Source organism: Arthrobacter sp. NPDC058192, assembly GCF_042883665.1.
Lineage (GTDB): Bacteria > Actinomycetota > Actinomycetes > Actinomycetales > Micrococcaceae > Arthrobacter.
In genome coordinates, this window is record NZ_JBHVVJ010000004.1 from 62850 (window position 1) to 84520 (window position 21671).

General features: G+C 65.0%; 20 protein-coding genes. 13 read left to right on the forward strand and 7 right to left on the reverse strand.

Features of this window, described 5'->3' with window-relative positions; all coding sequences use genetic code 11:
* Positions 1–96: 96 nt before the first annotated feature.
* The 5 genes from ACFVVK_RS05380 to ACFVVK_RS05400 all read right to left on the reverse strand — a co-directional run bounded on the left by ACFVVK_RS05380 (position 97) and on the right by ACFVVK_RS05400 (position 5042).
* On the reverse strand, positions 97–1923 hold the full coding sequence (locus ACFVVK_RS05380; protein ID WP_390264500.1) for a hypothetical protein: 1827 nt from the start codon (positions 1921–1923) through the stop codon (positions 97–99).
* Between the two features lie 81 nt (positions 1924–2004).
* Positions 2005–2703 carry an NTP transferase domain-containing protein gene (locus tag ACFVVK_RS05385; RefSeq protein ID WP_390264503.1) on the reverse strand — a complete coding sequence of 233 codons (699 nt, stop codon included), beginning with the start codon at positions 2701–2703 and terminating at the stop codon, positions 2005–2007.
* 211 nt (positions 2704–2914) lie between these two features.
* Positions 2915–4048, reverse strand: coding sequence for a non-hydrolyzing UDP-N-acetylglucosamine 2-epimerase (gene wecB / locus ACFVVK_RS05390; protein ID WP_390264506.1), 1134 nt, complete (start codon positions 4046–4048; stop codon positions 2915–2917).
* Between the two features lie 59 nt (positions 4049–4107).
* On the reverse strand, positions 4108–4389 hold the full coding sequence (locus ACFVVK_RS05395; RefSeq protein WP_390264509.1) for a hypothetical protein: 282 nt from the start codon (positions 4387–4389) through the stop codon (positions 4108–4110).
* An 80-nt stretch (positions 4390–4469) separates the two neighbouring features.
* Positions 4470–5042 carry a YdcF family protein gene (locus ACFVVK_RS05400; RefSeq protein WP_390264511.1) on the reverse strand — a complete coding sequence of 191 codons (573 nt, stop codon included), beginning with the start codon at positions 5040–5042 and terminating at the stop codon, positions 4470–4472.
* A 505-nt stretch (positions 5043–5547) separates the two neighbouring features.
* Between ACFVVK_RS05400 and ACFVVK_RS05405 the strand changes: the two genes are divergently transcribed.
* From ACFVVK_RS05405 to ACFVVK_RS05445, 9 genes are all read left to right on the forward strand, one after another.
* On the forward strand, positions 5548–7221 hold the full coding sequence (locus tag ACFVVK_RS05405) for a glycosyltransferase (RefSeq protein WP_390264514.1): 1674 nt from the start codon (positions 5548–5550) through the stop codon (positions 7219–7221).
* 15 nt (positions 7222–7236) lie between these two features.
* The gene (gene wecC, locus ACFVVK_RS05410; protein ID WP_390264517.1) at positions 7237–8490 is read left to right on the forward strand and encodes a UDP-N-acetyl-D-mannosamine dehydrogenase; all 1254 of its coding nucleotides are present in this window, start codon (positions 7237–7239) and stop codon (positions 8488–8490) included.
* The gene (locus ACFVVK_RS05415) at positions 8487–9392 is read left to right on the forward strand and encodes a hypothetical protein (protein WP_390264520.1); all 906 of its coding nucleotides are present in this window, start codon (positions 8487–8489) and stop codon (positions 9390–9392) included. Before wecC ends, ACFVVK_RS05415 begins: the two co-directional genes overlap by 4 nt.
* A complete protein-coding gene (locus tag ACFVVK_RS05420) occupies positions 9379–11550 on the forward strand; it encodes a glycosyl transferase (protein ID WP_390264523.1) in 2172 nt (723 codons plus the stop codon). Before ACFVVK_RS05415 ends, ACFVVK_RS05420 begins: the two co-directional genes overlap by 14 nt.
* Before the next feature lie 132 nt (positions 11551–11682).
* On the forward strand, positions 11683–12744 hold the full coding sequence (gene thiL / locus ACFVVK_RS05425) for a thiamine-phosphate kinase (protein ID WP_390265012.1): 1062 nt from the start codon (positions 11683–11685) through the stop codon (positions 12742–12744).
* A gap of 22 nt (positions 12745–12766) precedes the next feature.
* Positions 12767–13825 (forward strand): DAK2 domain-containing protein, encoded by a 1059-nt coding sequence (locus ACFVVK_RS05430; protein ID WP_390265015.1) that lies wholly within the window; start codon positions 12767–12769, stop codon positions 13823–13825.
* Positions 13815–16088: an ATP-dependent DNA helicase RecG gene (locus ACFVVK_RS05435; protein WP_390264526.1), complete on the forward strand. Its 2274-nt coding sequence runs from the start codon at positions 13815–13817 to the stop codon at positions 16086–16088. Before ACFVVK_RS05430 ends, ACFVVK_RS05435 begins: the two co-directional genes overlap by 11 nt.
* A 24-nt stretch (positions 16089–16112) precedes the next feature.
* Positions 16113–16694 (forward strand): 16S rRNA (guanine(966)-N(2))-methyltransferase RsmD, encoded by a 582-nt coding sequence (gene rsmD / locus ACFVVK_RS05440; RefSeq protein ID WP_390264529.1) that lies wholly within the window; start codon positions 16113–16115, stop codon positions 16692–16694.
* A gap of 68 nt (positions 16695–16762) precedes the next feature.
* The gene (locus tag ACFVVK_RS05445) at positions 16763–17416 is read left to right on the forward strand and encodes a VC0807 family protein (RefSeq protein ID WP_390264532.1); all 654 of its coding nucleotides are present in this window, start codon (positions 16763–16765) and stop codon (positions 17414–17416) included.
* A gap of 12 nt (positions 17417–17428) precedes the next feature.
* Here the strand turns inward: ACFVVK_RS05445 and ACFVVK_RS05450 are convergent, their stop codons facing one another.
* A complete protein-coding gene (locus ACFVVK_RS05450; RefSeq protein WP_390264535.1) occupies positions 17429–18208 on the reverse strand; it encodes a spermidine synthase in 780 nt (259 codons plus the stop codon).
* Between the two features lie 2 nt (positions 18209–18210).
* Positions 18211–19428 carry an aminotransferase class I/II-fold pyridoxal phosphate-dependent enzyme gene (locus tag ACFVVK_RS05455; protein ID WP_390264538.1) on the reverse strand — a complete coding sequence of 406 codons (1218 nt, stop codon included), beginning with the start codon at positions 19426–19428 and terminating at the stop codon, positions 18211–18213.
* Positions 19429–19476: 48 nt separating this feature from the next.
* Between ACFVVK_RS05455 and coaD the strand changes: the two genes are divergently transcribed.
* The 4 genes from coaD to rnc all read left to right on the forward strand — a co-directional run bounded on the left by coaD (position 19477) and on the right by rnc (position 21671).
* Positions 19477–19977: a pantetheine-phosphate adenylyltransferase gene (coaD, locus tag ACFVVK_RS05460; RefSeq protein WP_390264541.1), complete on the forward strand. Its 501-nt coding sequence runs from the start codon at positions 19477–19479 to the stop codon at positions 19975–19977.
* Positions 19978–20151: 174 nt separating this feature from the next.
* The gene (locus ACFVVK_RS05465; protein WP_390265018.1) at positions 20152–20676 is read left to right on the forward strand and encodes a YceD family protein; all 525 of its coding nucleotides are present in this window, start codon (positions 20152–20154) and stop codon (positions 20674–20676) included.
* A 36-nt stretch (positions 20677–20712) separates the two neighbouring features.
* Entirely contained in the window at positions 20713–20916 is a 204-nt protein-coding gene (gene rpmF / locus ACFVVK_RS05470) for a 50S ribosomal protein L32 (protein WP_056738282.1), read from the forward strand.
* Positions 20917–20936: 20 nt separating this feature from the next.
* The gene (rnc, locus tag ACFVVK_RS05475) at positions 20937–21671 is read left to right on the forward strand and encodes a ribonuclease III (protein ID WP_390264544.1); all 735 of its coding nucleotides are present in this window, start codon (positions 20937–20939) and stop codon (positions 21669–21671) included.

Genomic DNA, 21671 nt, shown 5'->3' on the forward strand with positions numbered 1-21671 from the left:
GTGGAAGTAGATGCGGGGAGCCTCCGCGCCGGCCGCTGAACCATCCGTCAATAATGGCACGGCGTCCTGCGACAGGCCGACAGAAGAGGGCTCAACTTAGAAGGGCTTCTTGAGGATCAAGTCAACATTCTGGTCCCCGATGCCGCCAATCACCTCGGCGTGGTCCAGCCCGGGACGGTTCATGGCGAGTTCGAGGCTCAAAGCTGCCAGGGACTGGGCAGTCTGCTTTCCTTCATACAACACGCTTTCCGGGGCGGAGTGGTCCACCAACGTCGCCGCAATGGACAGGGTTCCGTCACCGTTGTCCATGAGCTCGACAATCCTCGATTGCTGCGGATAGTCAATGAGTGACGCTGTAGTAATCTCCCAGAAACCGCCATTTTCAAACTTCCCTTTGTGCGGGGTTACTCGGTGCTTATGCCTGTGGCCGTTCATCAGGGCAACCACGTTCGGATAGCGCGAGAGCAGACCCAGGACCGCCCCTCTATTCAACGGCGGCCGACCTCCGTCGGCCGGACTCTCTTCCTCATCGAAGGTGGAGAGTGGATGGTGGCAGAACAACACCACCAGACGGTCTTCTGCCGGGGACTTGATGACCTTGCCCTTTGAATCATAAAACCTTGCCGAAACACCCCTGAGTCGTTCTTCGAGCCAGTCCGCTTGGGCCGCATCCAGGACGGCTGCAGTGCTGCCATCCGGGCTCGCCGTGTTCAGCATGATGCCAAGCACCTGAGGCGATATGTCGAACGTGTAGTAAAGGTCCGCCTGGGAGTCCGGGCCGGAGCCGGACCGTGAATTCCCTGCGTCCTCGGGCAGTTCATCCATGAACTCGGCCTTGGTGAATGGGCGGCGAAGTTTCGAGGCCTTCACCTTTCGGGACGTCATTGATGCGATCAGCGCCCGGCGTTCGCTGTCGTTGGAATGATTGACGTCGTCCCAGAAGTCAGTGGGGTTCATGCCTTGCGGCAGGCGAATCGGAAGCCGGTCACCGATTCGGAGTGCGTCGAGGAAGTCGGCCTTTGCTGAGGCGGAGCCGGACGCCGGCCGCCCGGCTTCGTCGTGGTTTCCAAAACCGATAAACCACGGGAGATCGGAACCCTGCGCTTTGAGCGGCTTGGTGGCCGCCGCAAGAAGCCCTGGCACCGTGGGATAACCGTGAACAGTTTTCCAGTCATCCGGCGGTATCAACGAAATTTCCGGACCAGGATGCCAGATGCTTTTGGACAAGTCCAGGGGCGCCGGACCGTGATCCTGCACGCCCTCATAGGCACCCGTGGGGTGGGAGGTCACGGATCCACCCTTGAAAACCCCTATGGCTGCGCGCAGCTCACTGACGGCAAAGGTGTTGGTGAGGTCACCCGTGGTCACTAGGCAATCCAGCGGGCGCTGGCTGAGGGGCCCGAAGCGGATCTCATTGAGCTTCCGGACAGTTGCCTCCAGAACGTGGACCGTCAAAAGGTCGTGGGGCCGGAACCGCCCGGATGAAGGAAAGCCGTCGGAGAAGTCATAGTACTGCCAGAGCAAGGACAGCCTGCCGGGATTGGCCGCGTCCAAAACGTGCGAATCTGTCAGATGACCGAACGTGCCGAGCCCAATCCGCCCGTTACTAACAGCGGAGTTCCGGGGGCACAGGTCATCCCGCACGTGGGTCCCAAGGGCCGGCCCGCGCGCCAGGCGCCGGTACGGCAGGCGCGCAAGGGGCCGGGATCCTAAGGTGACCGTGGCGTCCAGAGTCGAACTCGACGCATCAGAGTACTCTCTGGGTGCGCCCGGCTGTAGAGCCGCCCGATCATCGCCCGACGATTCGGACGAGGATTCGGACGACGATTCGGAAACCCCCAAAAGAGTGACGCCGATCGCACCTGCCAACGACCAACGTATGGCGCCTCGTCGTGATACTTGCGTCTTGTTCTGCTGCGGCACTTGCTAATGAGGCCCTTCGCTGTTGCGGTCGGCTGAGGGCGCTTTGGTAGGCGGATTTTCCACGACCACTGCTGAACGACCCTAGATGCTGGCGTTTGCGCGGGCCAAGTCGTCCGGGAAATCAACTTCAACCGCGTAGAACGCGCTGATGTCAACAGGGGTCCATTTGACGTCGTCCTGCTTGATGGTCAACTCGATGGCGGCCTCGAAGTAGTCCTGGTCATCCACTTCGATAAGACGCTTGAGGAACTTCTTCTTGTCCTTCGAACTGACGTAGTTGATGCCGACAGCTTCGCCGCGGGCAACGTCCGCAGGGACAGTCTTGGACAGCTCCAGGATGTTGCCCTGGGCGTCGGTGGTGTACTTCACTTCCTCGTCGGAAACCGACGAGACATCAACCGTAATGAAAGATTCGTCGCGCTTGATGTAGGGCACCAGCATTTCGAGAATGTCCGGGTCGAAGACGACGTCGCCGTTCATCCAGAGAACGCCGCCCTTGGCCGAATTCCGGATGGCCTTCAGGAGGCTCTTGGACGTGTTGGTCTGGTCAAAGTTCTCGTTGTACACAAATGAGGCGTTGGGCACGTGCTCGAGGATCATTTCGAGCTTGAAACCCACCGCAATGGTGAGCCGGACCTTCTTGCCGAACGCGCTCTGCAGGTTCTGGACCTGCTGGTGCATGATGGTGCGGCCATCACCGAGTTCTGTCATGGGCTTCGGGTGCGGACGTGCCAGCCGCGTACCCATTCCGGCAGCAAGAATTACGGCCTGGACTCTCATGTGTTTCTTCCTCTTCTGCGAGCGATACTGATGGCGGGGGCGGCGAGCCGTTGCATCGCTCGAGGTCGCCCGGAACCATATGTACGGGCCAAAGGGCGCTTCCCCCGCGTCCAAGCATAAGGGTTGAGCCATCGGGGCCACGAATGCGGGTGGCTGCCCTGCGTTAATCCTGTGTTAACTTCCCGGTGTCGTGGAGGCAATCCCGCGGAGCCTAGATGCCGTCGAATTCGCCAATCCGCGAGCCCACACCGAGGAGCTCCTCAATAGCCGCCACGGTCCTTGCGGCCGCCTTCCCATCCCCATAGGGGTTCACGGCGTTCGCCATCGAGGCAAAGTGCTGCTGGTCGCGGAGCAAGAGGGTGACTTCGTCAACAATCCGTTCCTCGTCGGTGCCGATGAGTAGAACGGTGCCGGCCTCCACAGCTTCTGGCCGCTCAGTGTTGTCACGCATGACCAGTACGGGCTTGCCGAGGCTGGGCGCTTCCTCCTGGACGCCGCCCGAGTCGGTCAGGACTACGTGGGCCAGGGACAGCAGACGGGTGAATTCACCGTACGCCAGCGGCTCCGTGACTAGGACGTTGGCTTTGCCTTCCAGCGCCGGCAGCACAGCCTCGCGTACCAGCGGGTTCTTGTGTGCGGGAAGGACAATCGTCAGGTCGGGCTCGGCGTCCGCGATCCTTGCCAGCGCCCGCCCCATCCCGCGCATCGCATCGCCCTGGTTTTCCCGCCGGTGCGTCGTGACGAGCAGGATCTTGCGGCCATCGGCGGCAAGTTCCTCAAGCCTCGGATCCGTGAAGGGGAGTTGCTTTTCCACGGTATCGAGAAGAGCATCGATGACTGTATTGCCGGTCACCACCACGTCCGCCGGGTCAATGCCCTCAGCCAGCAGATTGTCCCGGCTGGTGCTCGTGGGAGCGAGGTGAAGACGAGTGATCTGGCTGGTGATCTTGCGGTTGGCCTCTTCCGGGAAGGGTGAGAGCAGATCTCCGCTCCGCAATCCCGCCTCGACGTGCACCACGGGAATGCCGTGATAGAGCGCCGCGATGGCGGCGGCCGTTGAGGTGGTGGTGTCGCCCTGGACGACGACGGCGTCGGGCCTTGTGTGGGCGAAGAGCGCCTCCAGGCCATCGATGGTCCGGGTCATGATGGCAGAGAGGGACTGTCCCGGCTGCAGGATGTTGAGGTCGTGTTCGGGCACGATGCCGAACAGTTCGTTGACCTGGTCCAGCATCTCGCGGTGCTGCCCGGTGACCGTCACGATGCAGCGGAAGTTTGGCGACTCCTTGAGTGCGCTGACGATTGGAGCCATCTTGATGGCTTCCGGCCTGGTTCCGAAGATCGGCATGATGCTGTGCAAGGTTTCCCCCAAGGATTGCGAACGGTTGATTGTGGACTGCGCCGGGCTCAGCCCAGCAACAGCAGGGCGAGGATTAAGGATGGCACGATGACCACAACAAAAATAACGGTTACGAGGGCTGCCAGGCGCTTGCGGCGGTAGATGGCTTCCGCGTCGTCGATGTCTTGAGTGGCTGCCCGCTTGGCGGAAGAGCCGCGCCCGGGCGCCAGCGGAATCGCCTCGGCTCCCGGGACGAGCAGGGTGTCCGGGATGTCCTCGTGCAGGCGCCGCCGACGCAGATGCCGGGGCGCGGCAACCAGTGGGGGAGCGGCGTCGGCAGGGTATTCCAACGTGTTTTCCTCCTACCGTAAAGACCCGAACCGGCTGGCCAATTCAACCGGATGAGGTTCAATTGTTACATTTTCGCCCGCTAGTTGGCGCATTCGGGCCGGAGCGAGGCGTCTATGAGGCCTCCGGTTTCGATCACAAACCGCCGGATCCACTGTCCCAAATCAAGAGCCGGATGCGAGGCAACCATCTGTACTTCCGCCGTCGTGCACTGGCCGATCAAGCGTCCGGCGCGTGTGACGTGGTAACTGGAGGTCACCACCGTGACGGACTTCCAGCCGTTGGCCTCGATCAGCCGCGAAATTGCCCGCGCTTCCCCCCGGGTGTCCAGGTCCGCAGGCCGGAAACAGATGAGTTCCGGGTTGGGGAAGGCGGCAGCATTGCACGCCTCGTCCGCCGCGCGGTTGCCGAACGTGTCCGTGTGCGAGATCACCAGGACCGGGATGTGGAATTCGTCCTGGATCTGCCGGGCTGCCGGCAGGCGTTCAGAGGCTGCACCGCCGAGCATGATGACGGCGTCAGTCCGGTGCAGGCTGAGCGGATCCACGTTGACGAACAGTTGGACGGCGATGATCAGCCACAGCAGGAGGCCTCCGACGGCGAAGGCGAGCACCCTGCGGGTGGCGGTATTGACCGCGGCGACGGAAGGAGGCACGGCTGAGAGTCTTTCACGCCGCCCGGGACTGGGAGAAATGGTGGTGGATTCGATCGGAAAATTGGCCGCGCGATGGTGAGTTGCCCCGCGTTGTTTGGCCGTCGTTCACCTTGGATCGACATTCTCTTCACTTGGGCCCCCTACCTTCGCTGAAGGCAGGGGGCCGACGTCCTCCTGGCCGAATGACGGACGGGCGCCGCGAATGGCCCGGCCCCCGATACCCACCGCGCCTAATGAGACGCATCCTGAGGAGAACCGCATAGTGCGTGCAGAATTAGACGCTGTGTCCGATGCGGCCGCGCGGCAAAAGGCGCGGGCGTTCTGGGCGGTGGCCACTGCCCGGCTCCGAAGGTGGATGCCGCGCCAGAGGACGGGATTAAGCAGATTTGTTTCGCTGCGGGCCAAGGGTTCCGCCGGTGAATGGACGGGCTGGGGGCCAGACCGCAAATTGCAGTTCGCCCCGTACGAGACCTCCCGGCGGAGACCACGACGTGAAGATCTGACCGTGGGCGTGATCCTCGATGATTTTTCGCGGACTGCCCTGTCCTACGAATGGAATCTACTCGAGCTGCGCCGTGATCTGTGGCGTGACCAGCTCGGCAAAACCCGGATCGATTTCCTCTTTGTGGAATCTGCCTGGAACGGGAATTCGGGATCCTGGCAATACCAGCTCACCGGCACTTCGGGTCCGGGGGTGGAGCTTGTCCGACTCGTGGCGTGGTGCCGTTCTCACGGAATTCCGACAGTCTTCTGGAACAAGGAGGACCCTCCCCATTATCAAGATTTTCTTGCGGCGGCCAAGCTGTTTGACTACGTCTTCACCAGTGATTCGGGCCGCATTCCCGATTACGTGAGGGAATTGGGCCACGACAGGGTGGCTGTCCTTCCTTTTGCCGCGCAGCCGGCCATTCACAACCCGGTCCGGCCGGGCCTTGGATGGCACTCGCGCGGTGTGGCCTTCGCGGGGATGTATTTTGCCCACAAGTATCCGCAGCGGCGCGCGCAGATGGACATGCTCCTGGGCGCGGCCATGGTCGAAGAAGAAACCGGCGGCGCCGAGCTGGAAATATTCTCCCGCCAGCTCGGAGGCAACGCGAACTACCAGTTCCCGGAGCCGTTTGACCAGCACGTCGTCGGTTCCTTGAGCTACGCCCAGATGCTGACCGCCTACCGGGCGTACAAGGCATTCCTGAATGTAAATTCCGTGATCGATTCGCCGAGCATGTGCGCCCGCCGGCTATTTGAGATCACGGCATCGGGAACGCCGGTGGTTTCGACACCAAGCGCCGCGATTTCGCGCTTTTTCGCGGACGATGAGGTTCTGGTGGCCGGGGCCAAGGCTGAGGCGCAGAGGATGTTGCGGAGGCTGACGTCCGACGACGAATTCAATGAACGGGCCGTCCATAAGGCGCAGCGCCGAATTTGGCGGGAGCACACCTACGCGCATCGGGCAGAATCCGTTGTCCAAGCGATTTCACCCGGGCGCGTGCGTATGGTCCGTCTCCCCACCGTCAGTGCGCTGGTAAGCACCGCTCGTCCCCAGCAGCTCAGCCACATATTTCAGACCGCGGGAAGCCAGCGCGGGGTGGACGTCGAACTGGTTCTGCTGACACACGGTTTCACAGCCCAGGAGGCGCTGCTGGCTGACCTGGCCGACGCCAGCGGCGTCGCCAAATACAAAGTCATCGTCGCGCCCGCGGTACTGAGCGTCGGGGAATGCCTCAACTTGTGCGTTGAGGAATCGGCCGGCGAAGTCCTCACCCGGATGGATGGCGGCGACTACTACGGGCCGCATTACCTCGCCGATTTGCTGCACGCCTTGAGCTATTCCGGCGCGGATGTGGTGGGGAAACAGTCCCACTACATGCACATGCAATCCCGCCGGGCGACAGTGCTCCGCGCCGCTCACCAAGAACACAGGTTCGGCCGGAGTGTCTTGGGACCAACCATCACGGCACCCCGGGAGGTCTTCGAGGCTCATCCCTTTGAAGCCGTGAGCCGCGGGGAGGACACAGCCTTCCTCGCTTCCGTCAGGACTGCCAAAGGTCTCATTTACTCCGCTGACAGATTCAATTACTGCCGGATGCACGCAGGCGCCGGGCAGCCGCGGGGTGTATCCCGCGCAACGAGCGACAAAATTCATTTCTTCGGAAACCCACGTGAATTCATCACGCTTTGAAAAGAGGTCAACAGATTGACAAACATCCATACCGTTGCCGTCATCGGACTTGGATACATCGGACTGCCTACCGCCGCGATCTTCGCGACCAACGGTCTAAATGTCATCGGCGTCGATGTAAATCAGCAGACCGTTGACGCCGTCAACGATGGACGGGTGCCGTTTGTTGAGCCGGATTTGGAGATCCACGTTGCTGGAGCCGTCAGCCAGGGCCGGCTCAAGGCCACCACCGAAACCCCGGCGGCAGATGCCTTCATAGTTGCCGTTCCGACACCGTTCAAGGGCGACAGAAGCGCCGACCTGAGCTACGTCGAGGCAGCTGCACGCGGCATCGCTCCGGTACTCCAGGGCGGCGAACTGATCATCCTCGAGTCGACGTCGCCTCCCGGCGCAACGCGCCACTTGGGTGAGTGCATCGTCGCGCTCAGGCCGGACTTGTCCCTGGACGGCGCCGATGGCAGACCTGAAATTCTCTTGGCCCACTGCCCGGAACGGGTTTTGCCCGGCAAGGTCATGATCGAGCTTGTTACCAACGACAGAATTGTTGGAGGCATCACCAGCCGGGCGTCCGAGCTCGCGAAGGATCTCTATTCGGTGTTTTGCCAGGGACAGATACTCGTTACCGACGACGTAACAGCGGAAATGGCCAAGCTCGTGGAAAACGCCTACCGCGACGTCAATATCGCCTTCGCGAACGAACTTTCCGTGATCAGCGAAAAGCTGGACATCAACGTGTGGGAGCTGATCCGGCTGGCAAATCACCACCCCCGGGTCGACATTCTGCAGCCCGGACCCGGTGTCGGCGGGCACTGCATCGCAGTCGATCCCTGGTTCATCGTGGCCGCCGCGCCCGCGGAGTCCCGGCTCATCAGGACGGCACGGACCGTCAACGACGACAAGCCGGGCTGGGTCCTGAACCAGGTCCGTGCAGCATTCGCCCAACTGCCCAGGAATTCCGAGATTGCCGTCCTCGGGCTGGCCTTCAAAGCCAACATTGACGACCTTCGTGAGTCACCGGCCGTTGAAATCGCCCAAGCCATTGCCGAATCGATGCCGGCTGCGCAGATCAACATAGCCGAGCCGCACATCGAGAGTTTGCCCGAGCCCCTTCAGGGCCGGGCAAACGTGCGGCTGGCGTCCCTGGAGGAGGCCGTGAGCCGGTCCTCTCTGGTGGTCGTGCTCGTCGACCATGACGGTGTTCGCGCGCTCCCCGTCGAAGACCTTGCGGGCAAGCTCCTCGTGGACACCAGAGGGGTATTCAGCGCATGATTCTCCGGGTCCTGCAGTCCATGCGCACAGCCTTCAAGAGCCGTGGAGTTCTCACGGTCGGTCTTTTCGGGATCCTCGCGCTACTAAGTGGGTCTCTTTATTTTTCCGTGGGGCATCCGGCGCTGGCCGGACTATCCCTCGGTTTCTTCACCCTCATGGCGGTACTGGCTTTCACCCAATTGGTGAAACTGCGGTGGGTGCAGGAAACCGAAGCCAGGAAAGCCCATTCGCGTTTCCGCGAGCTGCGGGACCTGGTGAGGGGACTTTCGACGCCGGTCCATCCGATCCAGGGACCGGCCCAACAGACCAAGAATTCGGCCGGCTCCGCGGAGAACCGAAAGGCCGGCCCGCCGGCTGCTGCACCGGCCGGCCGGGCCATTGGCCGGCAGGCCGCCGCGGTCGAAGATGACCTTTCCAGGCAGTCCAGAATTCATGGCTATCTCGGAGTGCCTTCCGCGGCGCCATGGGGCGGGCGGATTATCTACACCATCGTGGGCAGGGAACTCCACCGGCACCTCGGCGATGCCCACGCGCTTGAATCCCTGCGGCCGAGCACCATAGCTGCCCAAATCGCGGGCGGGAGCGGAAGCGCGCTGGTCGTGGACGACAACGCCTTCACCTCGGGAGCCTGGTTTGGAGCCGATTCCGCAGCGGGGACGCTGCTTGCGGAGGAGATCCTCGGGGCGCTGGCAGCGTGCCGGTCCGCAGGGACGCCCGTTTACTTCGTGAGAACGCGGCGGGAGTCCGACATCTACACCCCAGCTCTTGAGGCTGCCTCGGATGTCGTGTTTTCGGACCGTTCAACCATGGATGAGTGGACCGAAGACTACACATTCGGCCTGCTCCGTTCGCTGGAAACCTTTGTCAAGATGAAACCGGGGGCACTCATTGGCTCGCACTGACACCACGAGGGCTGCACGCACGATCCTCCTTTACGGAGACGTTGACCTCAACATCATCGACGGATCGGCCGTCTGGCTTGTCTCGATGGCCGAAGCGCTGTCACGGACGGGATCCGAGGTATGCGTGCTGCTCAAGGCCCCGGTCATGACGAGACGGCTGCTTGATCGGATTGCTGTCCTGCCGGGCGTGGAGATCGTGCAGCCCGGCGGCGGCATGGACGATGCGGCGCTGAGCCCTCGAACGGCGGCGCAGGTCATGGCCCGGCTCGACGCCGAGAGATCGTTCGACGTTGTGATCGCCCGCGGAACCCAAGTAGCGGCGCACGTCGCCAACTCCGAAAGCCTTGGCCCCAAATCGTGGCTTTACATCACGGACATCGCACCTCCCGGTTCGCGGCTCCCGGAGGACAACCTCGCGGGCCTCAGGCGGACCATCGGACAGTGCCGACGGTTCTTCGTGCAAACGGAGGCCGCACGTTCCTTCGTTGAGGCGACCATTCCCGAAGCTGCCGGAAAAACACTTGTCCTCACCCCGATGGTGCCCGACGAGTACTTCGAGCTGCGCGGAAGGCCCGGGACCAGCGGAAGGAAAGTGAGCGCCGTCTACTCCGGCAAGTTCGCCAAGAAATGGCGCACCCTGGAGATGTGCTCGCTGCCGGTGTCCGCCCAGGAGCACGGCCTTCCCCTGGCCCTGACCATGATCGGCGACAAATTCCAGCATGATCCCCAAGACCCCTCATGGTCAGTCTCCATGGAGGATGCCGTCAGCTCTCCCGGCATTGACTGGTTGGGTGGGATGTCCCGCGATGAGGCCGCCACGGAGGTCAGCAGGCACGACGTCGGCTTGAGCTGGCGTGATGCAAGCATGGACTCCAGCCTGGAGATCTCGACGAAGGTGCTCGAATACGCCGCGCTCGGCATACCGCCGGTGGTGAGCCGAAACGCGCAGCATCTCGAACTATTCGGCCCCGACTACCCGCTCTACGTCGACGACGACTCCGCAGACGGCGTCGTCCGCCTCCTGGTGGGCGCGAAGGACAGCCTCGGGGCGTTGAGGGAGGAAGTCAGCAGCCGTGTCCGCCACTATTCGATTTCAGCATCAGCAGCGCGGCTCAAAGCCTATTTCGAGCGTTCCGAGGGCGACTACGTCCGCAGCCCGCGGGCCAGGCAAAAAACGAGGGTGTTGATTGCCGGCCATGACCTCAAGTTTGCGGGGGAGTTGGTTGCCGTCCTCGAAATGCGAGACGACGTTGACCTTGCCTTCGACCATTGGGCGTCGCTGCATCACCACGATGTCAAGGAGTCGGAGCGGCTCCGGGACTGGGCCGACGTCATCATCTGTGAATGGTGCGGACCCAACGCCGTCTGGTACTCGAACAACAAGCGGCGCAGGCAGAAACTTATTGTGCGCCTTCACATGTTTGAGCTCAAAGGGCCCTGGATGGAGAAGGTGGCCGCCGAAAACATTGATTCGCTGATCTGTGTCTCACAGCTCTACGCAGACCGCACCCTGGCGAGTACTGCCTGGGACAACACAGCGTTCCGGGTGATCCCGAACGCCGTTGACCTCGTGGATCTCTGCAGGCCCAAAGCACCTGATCATCGGTTCCGGCTGGGTCTGGTGGGCATTGTCCCGATGCGCAAGCGATTGGACCGGGCCGTGGACTTGCTGGAGCAATTACTGGAAGAGGACCCCAGGTACACGCTCCACGTGCGGGGACGAATGCCCTGGGAATATCCCTACGAGTGGAAAAAACCGTTCCAGCGGGAGGCATACCTGGAAATCTTCGACCGGATTGGAAAATCCCCGGCCCTGCGGGATGCCGTGGTCTTCGAACCGTTTGGCGCAGACATGGCGAGCTGGATGCGCAAGATTGGCTATATCCTTTCGCCCAGCTCCGATGAAAGTTTCCACCTCGCCCCCGCTGAGGGGATGGCATCCGGTTCGATCCCGCTGTTCTGGCAGAGACCGGGGGTGGATGAAATTTTCAGCAACCGCTGGACCCGCGAGTCCACGTCCCAAGTCCGGGCATTTGTCTCCGCCTTGAACAGCTCCCCGGAAGCGTTTGAGGAAGAATCTTTGGCCGCCGCCGAGTATGTCCGGCGCTTCGACATGCGGCCCACCGGCGAGCAGTGGCTGGAGGAGATTTTCAGCTGAGGAGATCACCAGTTCAGGGGCCGGCGGCGAGGCTCCGGCGCAGGACCGCTGTAGCGTAGGGCTGTGCTTGAATCTCCTGGGCCGGAAGCCGCTGCCTCTGAACCCCCCGCCCCTGAAACCGCCGCCTCTGAAATCCCTCTGCGGGAAGCCGTGCCGGCCGATGCCGCCCTGACCGTCGCCGGGCTCTCGGAGGCTCAGCTTCTGGCGCGCATCTTCCCGCGGCTTACGGTCCAGGAGCCCGGCAGCGGTCCGGAGGCGGCGACGTCCCTGCTCCTGGGCCCGGGCGACGACGCCGCGATCGTCGCGGCGCCGGACGGGCGGACCGTGCTCAGCATCGACACCCAGGTGGCGGACCAGGACTTCCGGCTCGAATGGAACAACGGCTACCGGACCAGCGGGTTCGACGTCGGATGGAAGGCCGCCGCCCAAAACCTCAGCGACATCAACGCCATGGGCGCCCGGTCAACGTCCCTGGTGGTGAGCCTGACCATGCCGCCGGAGACCCTGGTGTCCTGGGTGGAGGACTTCGCGGACGGCCTCATCGCCGGCATCCGGGAACTGGGCGCAACGGGCTGCACGGTGGCCGGCGGCGACCTCGGCCGTGGCCGCGAACTCTCGGTCAGCGTCGCGATCGTGGGCACCCTGGACGGCAAGGAGCCCGTTCTGCGTTCCGGCGCACGGCCGGGGGACACGGTGGCGCTCGCCGGGACAGTGGGCCGCGCCGCCGCCGGACTGGCACTGCTGGAATCGGACGTCCGCGTGGGCGACCTCACTGCCGGGCAGCGTGCCCTTCTGGACTCCCAGTGCAGGCCGGCCCCGCCGCTCGCGGCCGGCCCCGCGGCCCTCGGGGCAGGCGCCTCGGCCATGATGGACATTTCGGATGGACTCGTCCGGGACGGCAACCGTATGGCCGCAGCCAGCCATGCCATCCTCAACCTGGACCCTGCGGCCCTGAAGGCACTCGCCGTTCCGCTGCTGCCGGCGTCGGAGCTGCTGGGAACCGACCCGATGTCCTGGGTGCTCGGCGGCGGCGAGGACCACGGACTGCTGGCCGCGTTTCCCCCAGACGTTCAGCTCCCTCCCGGTTTCACTGCGATAGGCTCGGTAGAGGCCCCTGCACCAATGCAAAGCACGGGCGTGAAGATCGCGGGCAGGCCCGCTGACGCTGTGGGATGGGATCACTTTGCAGACTAAGATTGCCGCCAACGCGCATGCGATGAAGCGGTGGTTGGGCAAGGCGGAAACCACGCTCGGCAACCACAGCGACCGCCTGAACGCCATCAATATCTTTCCCGTCGCCGACGGCGACACCGGCACCAACCTCTACCTGACGGTTCGCGCCGCCGCCCACGCCCTCCACGACACCGTGACCGACACTGCCGCCATGCCGCGGATCAGCGCCGACACGACGGTGCAGGCGGCGGGCCCCGCGCAGCCGGCACACAACGACGTCGGCTCCGTCCTGTCCCGGGCCGGCCAGGCCGCCATGGAACAGGCCCGCGGCAACTCCGGAACGCTGTTCGCCGTCTTCCTGTGCGCCGCCGCCGAACCGCTGGCCGGGCACGCCCGGATCAGCTCGCCGCTGCTGGCCGCGGCGCTGAACCGCGCCCAGATCCGGGCCTGGTCCGCGTTGAGCGATCCGGTGCCCGGCACCATGCTCTCCGTCATGGAGGCCGCCGCCCGGGCCGCGGCCGCCGTCGACTCCGCGCACGACGGCGATGACAGCAACCAGACCCTCGGCCTGGCCCTGGATGCCGCCGTCGCCGCAGCCCTGGAGGCCGTGGTGCACACTGAGGACCAGCTCGATGCCCTGCACGCGGCGCACGTGGTGGACGCGGGCGGCGTGGGCATGCTCCTGATCCTCGACTGCCTCCGCTCTGCCGTGCTGGGCGAAGAGCTCCAGAGCGAGCTGCTGGACGGCCTGCACGGCTACGACGTCCAGGATCCGCACATCCATGCCGACATGCCCCGCGACGACGGCGTGGAAGTCATGTGCACGATTTCGCTCTCGCCGCTGGACGCTGCCATGATGCGGCAGCGTCTGGACGAAATGGGCGACTCGGTGATCATGAGCCAGGTCGGCGGAGCCGCGGATGCCGCCGGGCTCTACCGCTGGCGCGTCCATGTCCATGTCCTGGACGTCGAAACGGCCGTCGCGCTGATCCGTTCCCTCGGCGAGCCCGCGGACCTCTCCGTCAGCGAGCTGGCCGTGCCGCGTGACCCCGACGCCGGCTTCGCCACTGAAACCTCGACCCCCGACGGACATGACCGCTGAACTTGACCTGGGCCTGGAACGCCGGATCGGCAAGCGCTCCGCGGCTGTCATCGAAAAACACCTCGGCCTGACCACGGTCGGCGGCCTGCTGAACTACTTCCCGCGCCGCTACCTCAGCCGCGGTGAGCTGACCCCCATCAGCGAGGTCCCGCTGGACGAGGACGTGACCCTCATTGCCCGGGTGATCTCCAGCAGCACGCGGCAAATGCGCGCCCGCCGCGGTTCCCTCACCGACGTTGTGATCTCCGAGGACGCCGGGAGCCCCGGAACCGGGACGAACAGATCCGCTTCCGGGCGGGCCGGCGGCGCGCTTCCGGGCACACTGAAGGTCAGCTTTTTCAACGGCTTCCGGGCCAAGACCGAGCTCCAGCCCGGCCGGCGCGCCATGTTCTCCGGCAAGGTGACGCGCTACGGCGGCTCCCTGGGCCTGACCAACCCCGATTTCCTGCTCCTTGACGAGGACTCTGACACGCCGGGCATGGACCCGGAAAAGCTCGCCGCCATGCCGATCCCGGTGTACCCGGCCACGGCGAAACTGACCAGCTGGTCCATCCAGAAAGTCATCTCCACCCTGCTGGACACGGTGGAACTCGAGGCCCTCGGCGACCCGCTGCCGGCGGAGATCGCGGCGCGGGAGAAGTTCCTGCCGGTCGCGGACGCCTACCGGCTCATCCATGCCCCGGAAACCCCGGCGGACTGGCAACGCGCCCGGGACCGGTTCCGCTACCAGGAAGCCCTGGTGCTCCAGTCGGCCCTGGCCCGGCGCCGGGCCCAACTGGCGGCCGAAGAAGCCACGGCCCGCCGCCCGGCCCCGGACGGGCTCCTGCCCGCCTTCGACCGCCAGCTGCCGTTCACGCTGACCGCCGGCCAGGCCGCCGTCGGCAAGACCCTCTCCGAAGAGCTGGCGCAGGACTCGCCGATGAACCGGCTGCTGCAGGGCGAAGTGGGCTCGGGCAAGACCATCGTGGCCTTGCGCGCCATGCTGCAGGTAGTGGACGCCGGGGGACAGGCGGCCCTGCTTGCCCCCACCGAAGTCCTCGCCGCCCAGCACTACGAATCGATCCGGCGCACGCTCGGTCCGCTCGCCCGGGACGGGCTCCTTGGCGGCTTCGGCCCGGACGCCGTCCAAGTCACCCTGCTCACCGGTTCGATGCCCACGGCGGCGCGGAGGCAGGCCATGCTGGACGCCGCCTCGGGGACCGCCGGCATCGTGATTGGCACGCACGCCCTCCTGAGCGAGAATGTGTCCTTCTACGACCTCGGGCTGATCGTGGTAGACGAACAGCACCGCTTCGGCGTGGAACAGCGTGACGCCCTCCGGGCCAAGGCCAGCAAACCGCCGCACCTGCTCGTCATGACGGCCACCCCGATCCCGCGGACCGTGGCCATGACGGTTTTCGGGGACCTGGAGACCTCCGTGCTGGACGAGCTCCCCGCCGGCCGGGCGCCGATCTCCACCCACGTCGTGGGGCTGGCGGAGCACCCCGCCTGGGCGAGCCGGATCTGGTCCCGTTCGCGGGAGGAGATCGACGCCGGCCACCAGGTCTACGTCGTCTGTCCCAAGATCGGCGCTGACGACGACGGCGACTTCTCCCCGGGCGAGGCCGAACCGTCCGACGCGGACCTCGAGGGCGAGAACGGCTCGCGGGAGCTCGCCTCCGTCACCGGCGTCGTGGAACACCTCCGGGACGAACCGGCCCTGGCCGGGGTGCCCGTCGCGCCGCTGCACGGCCGGCAGGACCCCGACCTGAAGTCCGGGACCATGGCCTCGTTCACCGCCAACGAGACCAAACTGCTGGTCTCCACCACGGTGATCGAAGTCGGCGTCGACGTCCACAACGCCACGCTCATGGTGATCCTGGACGCGGACCGCTTCGGCATCTCCCAGCTCCACCAGCTGCGCGGCCGGGTGGGCCGCGGCGGGCTGCCGGGGACCTGCCTGCTCGTCACCACCCTGGAACCGGGCCATCCCAGCCGCCGCCGGCTCGACGCCGTGGCCGCCACGACCGACGGCTTCGAACTGTCCCAGGAGGACCTCAAACTGCGCCGGGAAGGCGACATCCTGGGCGCCTCGCAGTCCGGCGGACGCTCGACGCTGAAGCTGCTGCGCGTGCTCGAACACGAGGACGTGATCTCACGGGCCCGGCAGGACGCCCAGCGGATCGTGGCCGCCGACCCCTCGCTGGGCGGCCAGCCCCGGCTCGCGGCAGCCATCGACGAATACCTGAACCCCGAGAAGGAGGCGTTCCTTGAACGCGGCTAGGACCATACCCCAAGGGCACCGGCGGTGAGCCGGATCATTGCCGGCGCCGCCGGCGGCAGCCCGCTGGCCAGCGTCCCCGGCAACCTGACCCGGCCCACCACGGACCGCGTCAAGGAAGCACTGTTCTCCCGCCTCGACGCCTTCAACGTCATCGCCGGCGCCCGAGTGCTGGACCTTTATGCCGGATCGGGCTCGCTCGGGGTAGAGAGCGGCAGCCGCGGCGCCGACACGGTCGACCTCGTCGAATTCGATGCCAAGGCCAGCGCCGTCTGCCAGCGGAACGCTGACCTGGTCAACACCGTGACGGCCCGCAAGGTGGTCTCCGTGCACCGCTCCAAGGTCGAATCCTTCCTGGAACGGACCCTCGACACGGTGCTTTGGGACCTGGTGTTCCTGGATCCGCCCTACCCCCTGGACGAGCCGGCCCTCGCCGCCGTGCTGGCCAAGCTGGTGCCGCATCTGGACGAGGGAGCCGTGGTGGTCGTGGAGCGCTCATCCAGGGCCCCCGAACCGGCCTGGCCCGAGGGCCTGGAACGTTTTGCCGAGAAGAAGTACGGGGAAACCCGGCTCTGGTTCGCCGAGCCCGGAGTGGAGGCCGCGGACTAGGCGAGGCTGGGCATAATGGGCAGATCAGGATCTTGAACCCGCATCCGGAAAAGGGATGGAGCACCCCGATGAACGCTGAGCAGGCGTCGGGACACGAACGTCCGGGTCTGGTGACGCGTGCGCTGGTCCGCGGTCTGGCGTGGGATGTAGGGCTACCGCTGGCTGCCTACTATGTCCTGCACCTGGCGGGCGCCACGGACTGGGCCGCGCTGCTGGCGGCGGCGGGAGCCGCTGGCTGCCGGCTGTTGTGGACCGCGTTCAAGGGACATTCCCTGAACCCGTTTGCGATGCTGATGGTCATCGTCTTCGGACTCGGCCTGGGCCTGTCTTTCCTCACCGGTGACCCGCGGTTTCTGCTGCTCAAGGACTCGGCCATCACCGGCGGCCTTGGTGTTTCGTTCCTGGTTTTGGCCGCTCTGGGACATCCCCTGACTTTGGACGCGGCCAAGACCTGGAGTCCGGAGCGCGCCGGGGAAATGGACCGGGAATTCCATAGCAGCGCGGCCGTGCACCGCTGGCACCTGAAGATTTCAGCCATATGGGGTGCGGGACTGATTGCCGAAGCCAGCGCGCGGGCCGTCCTGGTCTATCTGCTGCCTATTGACGTCATGGTGGGGGTTTCAGCCGCCCTGGCGGTAACCGTTTTCGCCGCTCTCATTACCTGGACCGTCTGGGACCGGAAACGACGGCGAGCAGCGTGGTCTTCCTCGGGCAACGGCTAGGTGGGCCGGGGACTAGGTGGACAGCGCGTCCAGCTCGACGCCGGCGAGGACCTTCGCCGGGTGCGGACCGCGTGCGGTGAGCGCCGCCGTCCACGACTCGGGCCATGGGCCCTGCGTCCCGGCCAGGATGATGTTGCCGGGATACCGGCCGGTGAACATCCCGGACTCCGCGAAGGCCGCGACGTCGGCCATGGCCCGGCGCATGGCCGCGACCTGGCTGCGGACCAGGGTCAGCCCCGGTTCGTCGCCCACGTTGACAATGAGCACGCCATGCGGCGTCAGCCTTGCCGCCGCCTCCTGATAGAACCCGGTGCACGCGATGTGTTCCGGCGCCTCCGGGCCCGAGAAGATGTCCAGGATCACGACGTCGAACAGCAGTTCCGCCGGAAGTTCCGCGAGGGCGTCGCGGGCATCGCCGATTACCGTGCTCAGCCGCGTTCCCTCGGGCAGGGGCAGCTGCGCCAGCACGAAGTCCAGCAGTTCCCGCTCCAGCTCCACCGCGTACTGGACCGAACCGGGCCGGGTGGCCTGGATGTAGCGGGCGAGCGTCAGGGCCCCTGCGCCCAAGTGGAGCGCGGTGATCGGCTCGCCCCACGGAGCGGCGAGGTCCACCACGTGGCCGATCCGGCGCAGGTATTCGTAAAAGATATCCGCGGGATCGGCCAGGTTCACATGGGACTGCTCCGCGCCGCCGATGCTCAGCACGAAGCCGCCATCGGTGAAAGGATCCGGTTCGATCGCGGCGTGCTGTCCGGTGGTCCGCAGGAAACGCGAGCCCAGCTGATCCGCCATCCTCAGAGCCTGTCGCGCAGGGTCGCCAGCCGCTCGGCGGCCTCCTCCAGCACATGCATCTTTTTGCAGAACGCGAAGCGCAGCAGGCTGCGGGTGCGCTCGGCGCCTTCGGCATGGCAAAAGACCGGCACCGGGATGGCGGCCACGCCCACCAGTTCGGGAAGCCGCCGTGCCAGTTCCACGGAATCGGTGATTCCCAGCGGGGAGGTGTCCACGTTCACGAAGTACGTCCCCTGCGGTGTGAGGACGTCCAGGCCGGCGGCGCGGAGTCCCTCGCTGAGGATGTCGCGCTTGTACCGGAGGGTGTCGGCGATGCCGGCGTAGAACTCGTCGGGAAGGCCCAGCCCGACGGCGATCGCGGCCTGGAACGGCGTGCCGGAGCTGTAGCTCAGGAACTGCTTGACGGTCCGTGCCGCGGCCACGAGGTGCTCCGGGCCGGAGAGCCAGCCGATCTTCCACCCGGTGAAGGAGAAGGTCTTGCCGGCGGAGGAAATGGTCAGGGTACGTTCGGCCGCGCCGGGCAGGCTGGCCAGCGGGAGGTGCTGCACGCCGAACGTCAGGTGCTCGTAGACCTCGTCCGTGACGATCACGGCGTCATGCCGGGCGGCCAGGTCGACGATGCGCTGAAGCACTTCGCGCGGGAACACCGCACCCGTGGGGTTGTGCGGGTTGTTGAGCAGCACCACCTTGGTGCGCGGGCTGAAGGCCGCCGCCAGCGCGTGGAGGTCGGGCATGAAATCCGGGGCGAGGAGCGGGGCCGTGACGTGCGTGGCGCCGGACAGGCCGATGATGGCGCCGTAGGAGTCGTAGAACGGCTCGAACGTGAGCACCTCGTCCCCGGGACCGACCAGAGCGAGCAGCGAGGCGGCGATGGCCTCGGTGGCGCCGGTGGTCACGATGACCTCCGTCTCGGGATCGGGAGCCAGCCCGTAGAACCGCCGCTGGTGGAGTGAGATGGCCTCCCGCAGCGGCAGGATGCCTTTGCCGGGCGCATACTGGTTCGCCCCGGCGGCGATGGCGGCCTCGGCGGCCTCCTTGATCTCCACGGGGCCGTCCTCGTCCGGGAAGCCCTGGCCGAGGTTGATGGCGCCCGTGCTGAGGGCCAGGGTGGTCATCTCCTCGAAAATCGTGACGCCCAGGGAACCGTCCCGGGAGAGCAGATTGGCACCCGTCGCGGCGCGCTGCCACGGGAGCTGGGCAGGGGACTGCGTTGCTGACATTCAGTCATGGTATCCCGGCCGGCGGCGCGAATACGGTAGGTTCGGAGCATGAGACGTGCCGTATGCCCTGGCTCCTTTGACCCCATTCACAACGGACACCTGGAGGTCATCGCACGCGCCGCGGGCCTCTTTGACGAGGTAATCGTGGCCGTCTCCACGAACTACGCCAAAAAGTACCGCTTCAGCCTCGAGGAGCGGATCGACATGGCCAAGGAAACGTTCGCGTCCTTGCGCGGCATCGTGGTCGAACCCGTGGGGGAGGGGCTTCTGGCCGAGTACTGCCGGCAGCGCGGGGTCTCCGCGATCGTCAAGGGCCTGCGCTCCTCATCGGACTTCGACTACGAGCTGCCGATGGCCACGATGAACCGGCAGCTGACCGGCGTCGAGACGGTGTTCCTGCCCGCGGAGGGGCATTACCTGCACCTGTCCTCCACCCTCATCAAAGAGGTCTTCGGCCTCGGCGGGGATATTTCAGACTTTGTGCCCCGGTCCGTACTCAAGCGCCTGGCTCCCGACACGCCGGTCCAGAACCGCCCGCGCAAAGTGTAAGCTTGACCGGTACTCGGCGCCTGACGCCGGTTGCGCGGCCCGCCCGGGGCTGGTTTGCTGCGAGACGCTGCGAACCCGTTTGCCGGTTTGAGTCCGTCCGGCAGTTCAGGCTAAGATAGTACGTCGGTCATATGTTCAACAGGAGTTCTCATTAAACGAGATGCTAGTTCGCCCCTGGCGTTCGACGTCAAGGACCTCGGACGCAGTCCGGGAAGCATGCGGACGCTGAAGGAACATGTACCCGCACCAAGTGATCTTGGTGTGGCGCTCATTGGTGTGCAGGAAGGCTCGGATGTTGAGCTGGACCTGCGGCTGGAGGCCGTACACGAAGGAATTCTGGTATCAGGAACCGTGCTCGTCGGAGTAACCGGCGAATGCGGCCGATGCCTGGATCCCCTTGCGTATGACCAAGAGGTCAATGTGCAAGAACTTTTCTTCTACGAGGACGCTGTGTTCTCGGACGGAGAAGACGAAGAAGAGCAACGTCGAGTCGAGCACGATCTAATCGATCTTGAGCCGGTGTTGCGGGACGCAGTGGTAACCACGCTGCCGTTCCAGCCGGTGTGCCGGGAAGACTGCCAGGGCCTTTGCTCCGAATGCGGAGTACGCCTGGAAGACGAGCCGGGGCATCACCACGAGGTCGTAGATCCTCGCTGGGCCGCCCTGGCTGACTTGGCTAAGCCTGACCGGCAAAACTGATTTGTAAGTGTTGGACTAGAGAGAAATGAGTTAGCCGTGGCTGTTCCCAAGCGGAAAATGTCTCGCTCGAATACCCGCGCCCGCCGCTCCCAGTGGAAGGCTACTGCCCCCCACCTGGTGAAGACCGTAGAGAACGGCCAGGTTGTTTACAGCCTGCCGCACCAGGCAAAGGTCGTTACCGACTCTGCTGGCACTGCGCTGTTCCTTGAGTACAAGGGCCGCAAGGTCGCGGACGTCTAATCCGCCAACAGGCTGAAAAGATGTCTTCAACTGAAGAGCTTCTGAAGCGTCTCGGTGTCAGTATTGACGCCGGGACGCTTCGTCTTGCTCTGACACACCGTTCCTACGCCTACGAAAACGGCGGCATTCCCACCAACGAACGGCTCGAGTTCCTCGGCGACTCCATCCTGGGGTTCTCCGTGACTGACGCGCTGTACCGTGACAACCCCACGCTGCCCGAAGGCGACCTGGCCAAGCGCCGTTCCGCCGTCGTCAGCACCCGGGCGCTGGCCGGCATTGGCCGCAGCATCGGACTGGGCGAGTACATCTACCTCGGACAGGGCGAGAAGCTCACCGAAGGCAAGAACAAGGCGTCCATTCTGGCGGACACCATGGAGGCGCTGATCGGCGCCACGTACCTGTCTAACGACATCGAGACGGCCCGGCAGCTGGTCATGCGGCTGATCGGACCGCTCTTGAAGGACGCGGCAGCCCTTGGCGCTGGAACCGACTGGAAAACCAGCATCCAGGAGCTCGCGGCCAGCCGGCAGCTCGGTACCATCAACTACGCGGTGGAGGGCTCCGGACCGGACCACGCCCGGACCTTCGAGGCCGTGCTGCGGATCGGCGGCACGGACTACGGCACCGGCACCGGCAACTCCAAGAAGGAAGCGGAACAGGAAGCCGCCGCCGATGCCTGGCGCCGGTTGACCGCCCCCGCCGCCGACACTCAGTCCGCTGAATCCCGGGCCTCCGACACCCAGAGCGGCAGCTAG

Coding starts and splice junctions, on each gene's coding strand:
- ACFVVK_RS05385 (WP_390264503.1), bottom strand. CDS start 2,703: ATGAGAGTCCAGGCCGTAATTCTTGCTGCCGGAATGGGTACGCGGCTG.
- ACFVVK_RS05445 (WP_390264532.1), top strand. CDS start 16,763: ATGAACGCTGAGCAGGCGTCGGGACACGAACGTCCGGGTCTGGTGACG.
- rnc (WP_390264544.1), top strand. CDS start 20,937: ATGTCTTCAACTGAAGAGCTTCTGAAGCGTCTCGGTGTCAGTATTGAC.
- ACFVVK_RS05430 (WP_390265015.1), top strand. CDS start 12,767: ATGAAGCGGTGGTTGGGCAAGGCGGAAACCACGCTCGGCAACCACAGC.
- ACFVVK_RS05415 (WP_390264520.1), top strand. CDS start 8,487: ATGATTCTCCGGGTCCTGCAGTCCATGCGCACAGCCTTCAAGAGCCGT.
- wecB (WP_390264506.1), bottom strand. CDS start 4,048: ATGCCGATCTTCGGAACCAGGCCGGAAGCCATCAAGATGGCTCCAATC.
- coaD (WP_390264541.1), top strand. CDS start 19,477: ATGAGACGTGCCGTATGCCCTGGCTCCTTTGACCCCATTCACAACGGA.
- ACFVVK_RS05450 (WP_390264535.1), bottom strand. CDS start 18,208: ATGGCGGATCAGCTGGGCTCGCGTTTCCTGCGGACCACCGGACAGCAC.
- ACFVVK_RS05435 (WP_390264526.1), top strand. CDS start 13,815: ATGACCGCTGAACTTGACCTGGGCCTGGAACGCCGGATCGGCAAGCGC.
- ACFVVK_RS05455 (WP_390264538.1), bottom strand. CDS start 19,428: ATGTCAGCAACGCAGTCCCCTGCCCAGCTCCCGTGGCAGCGCGCCGCG.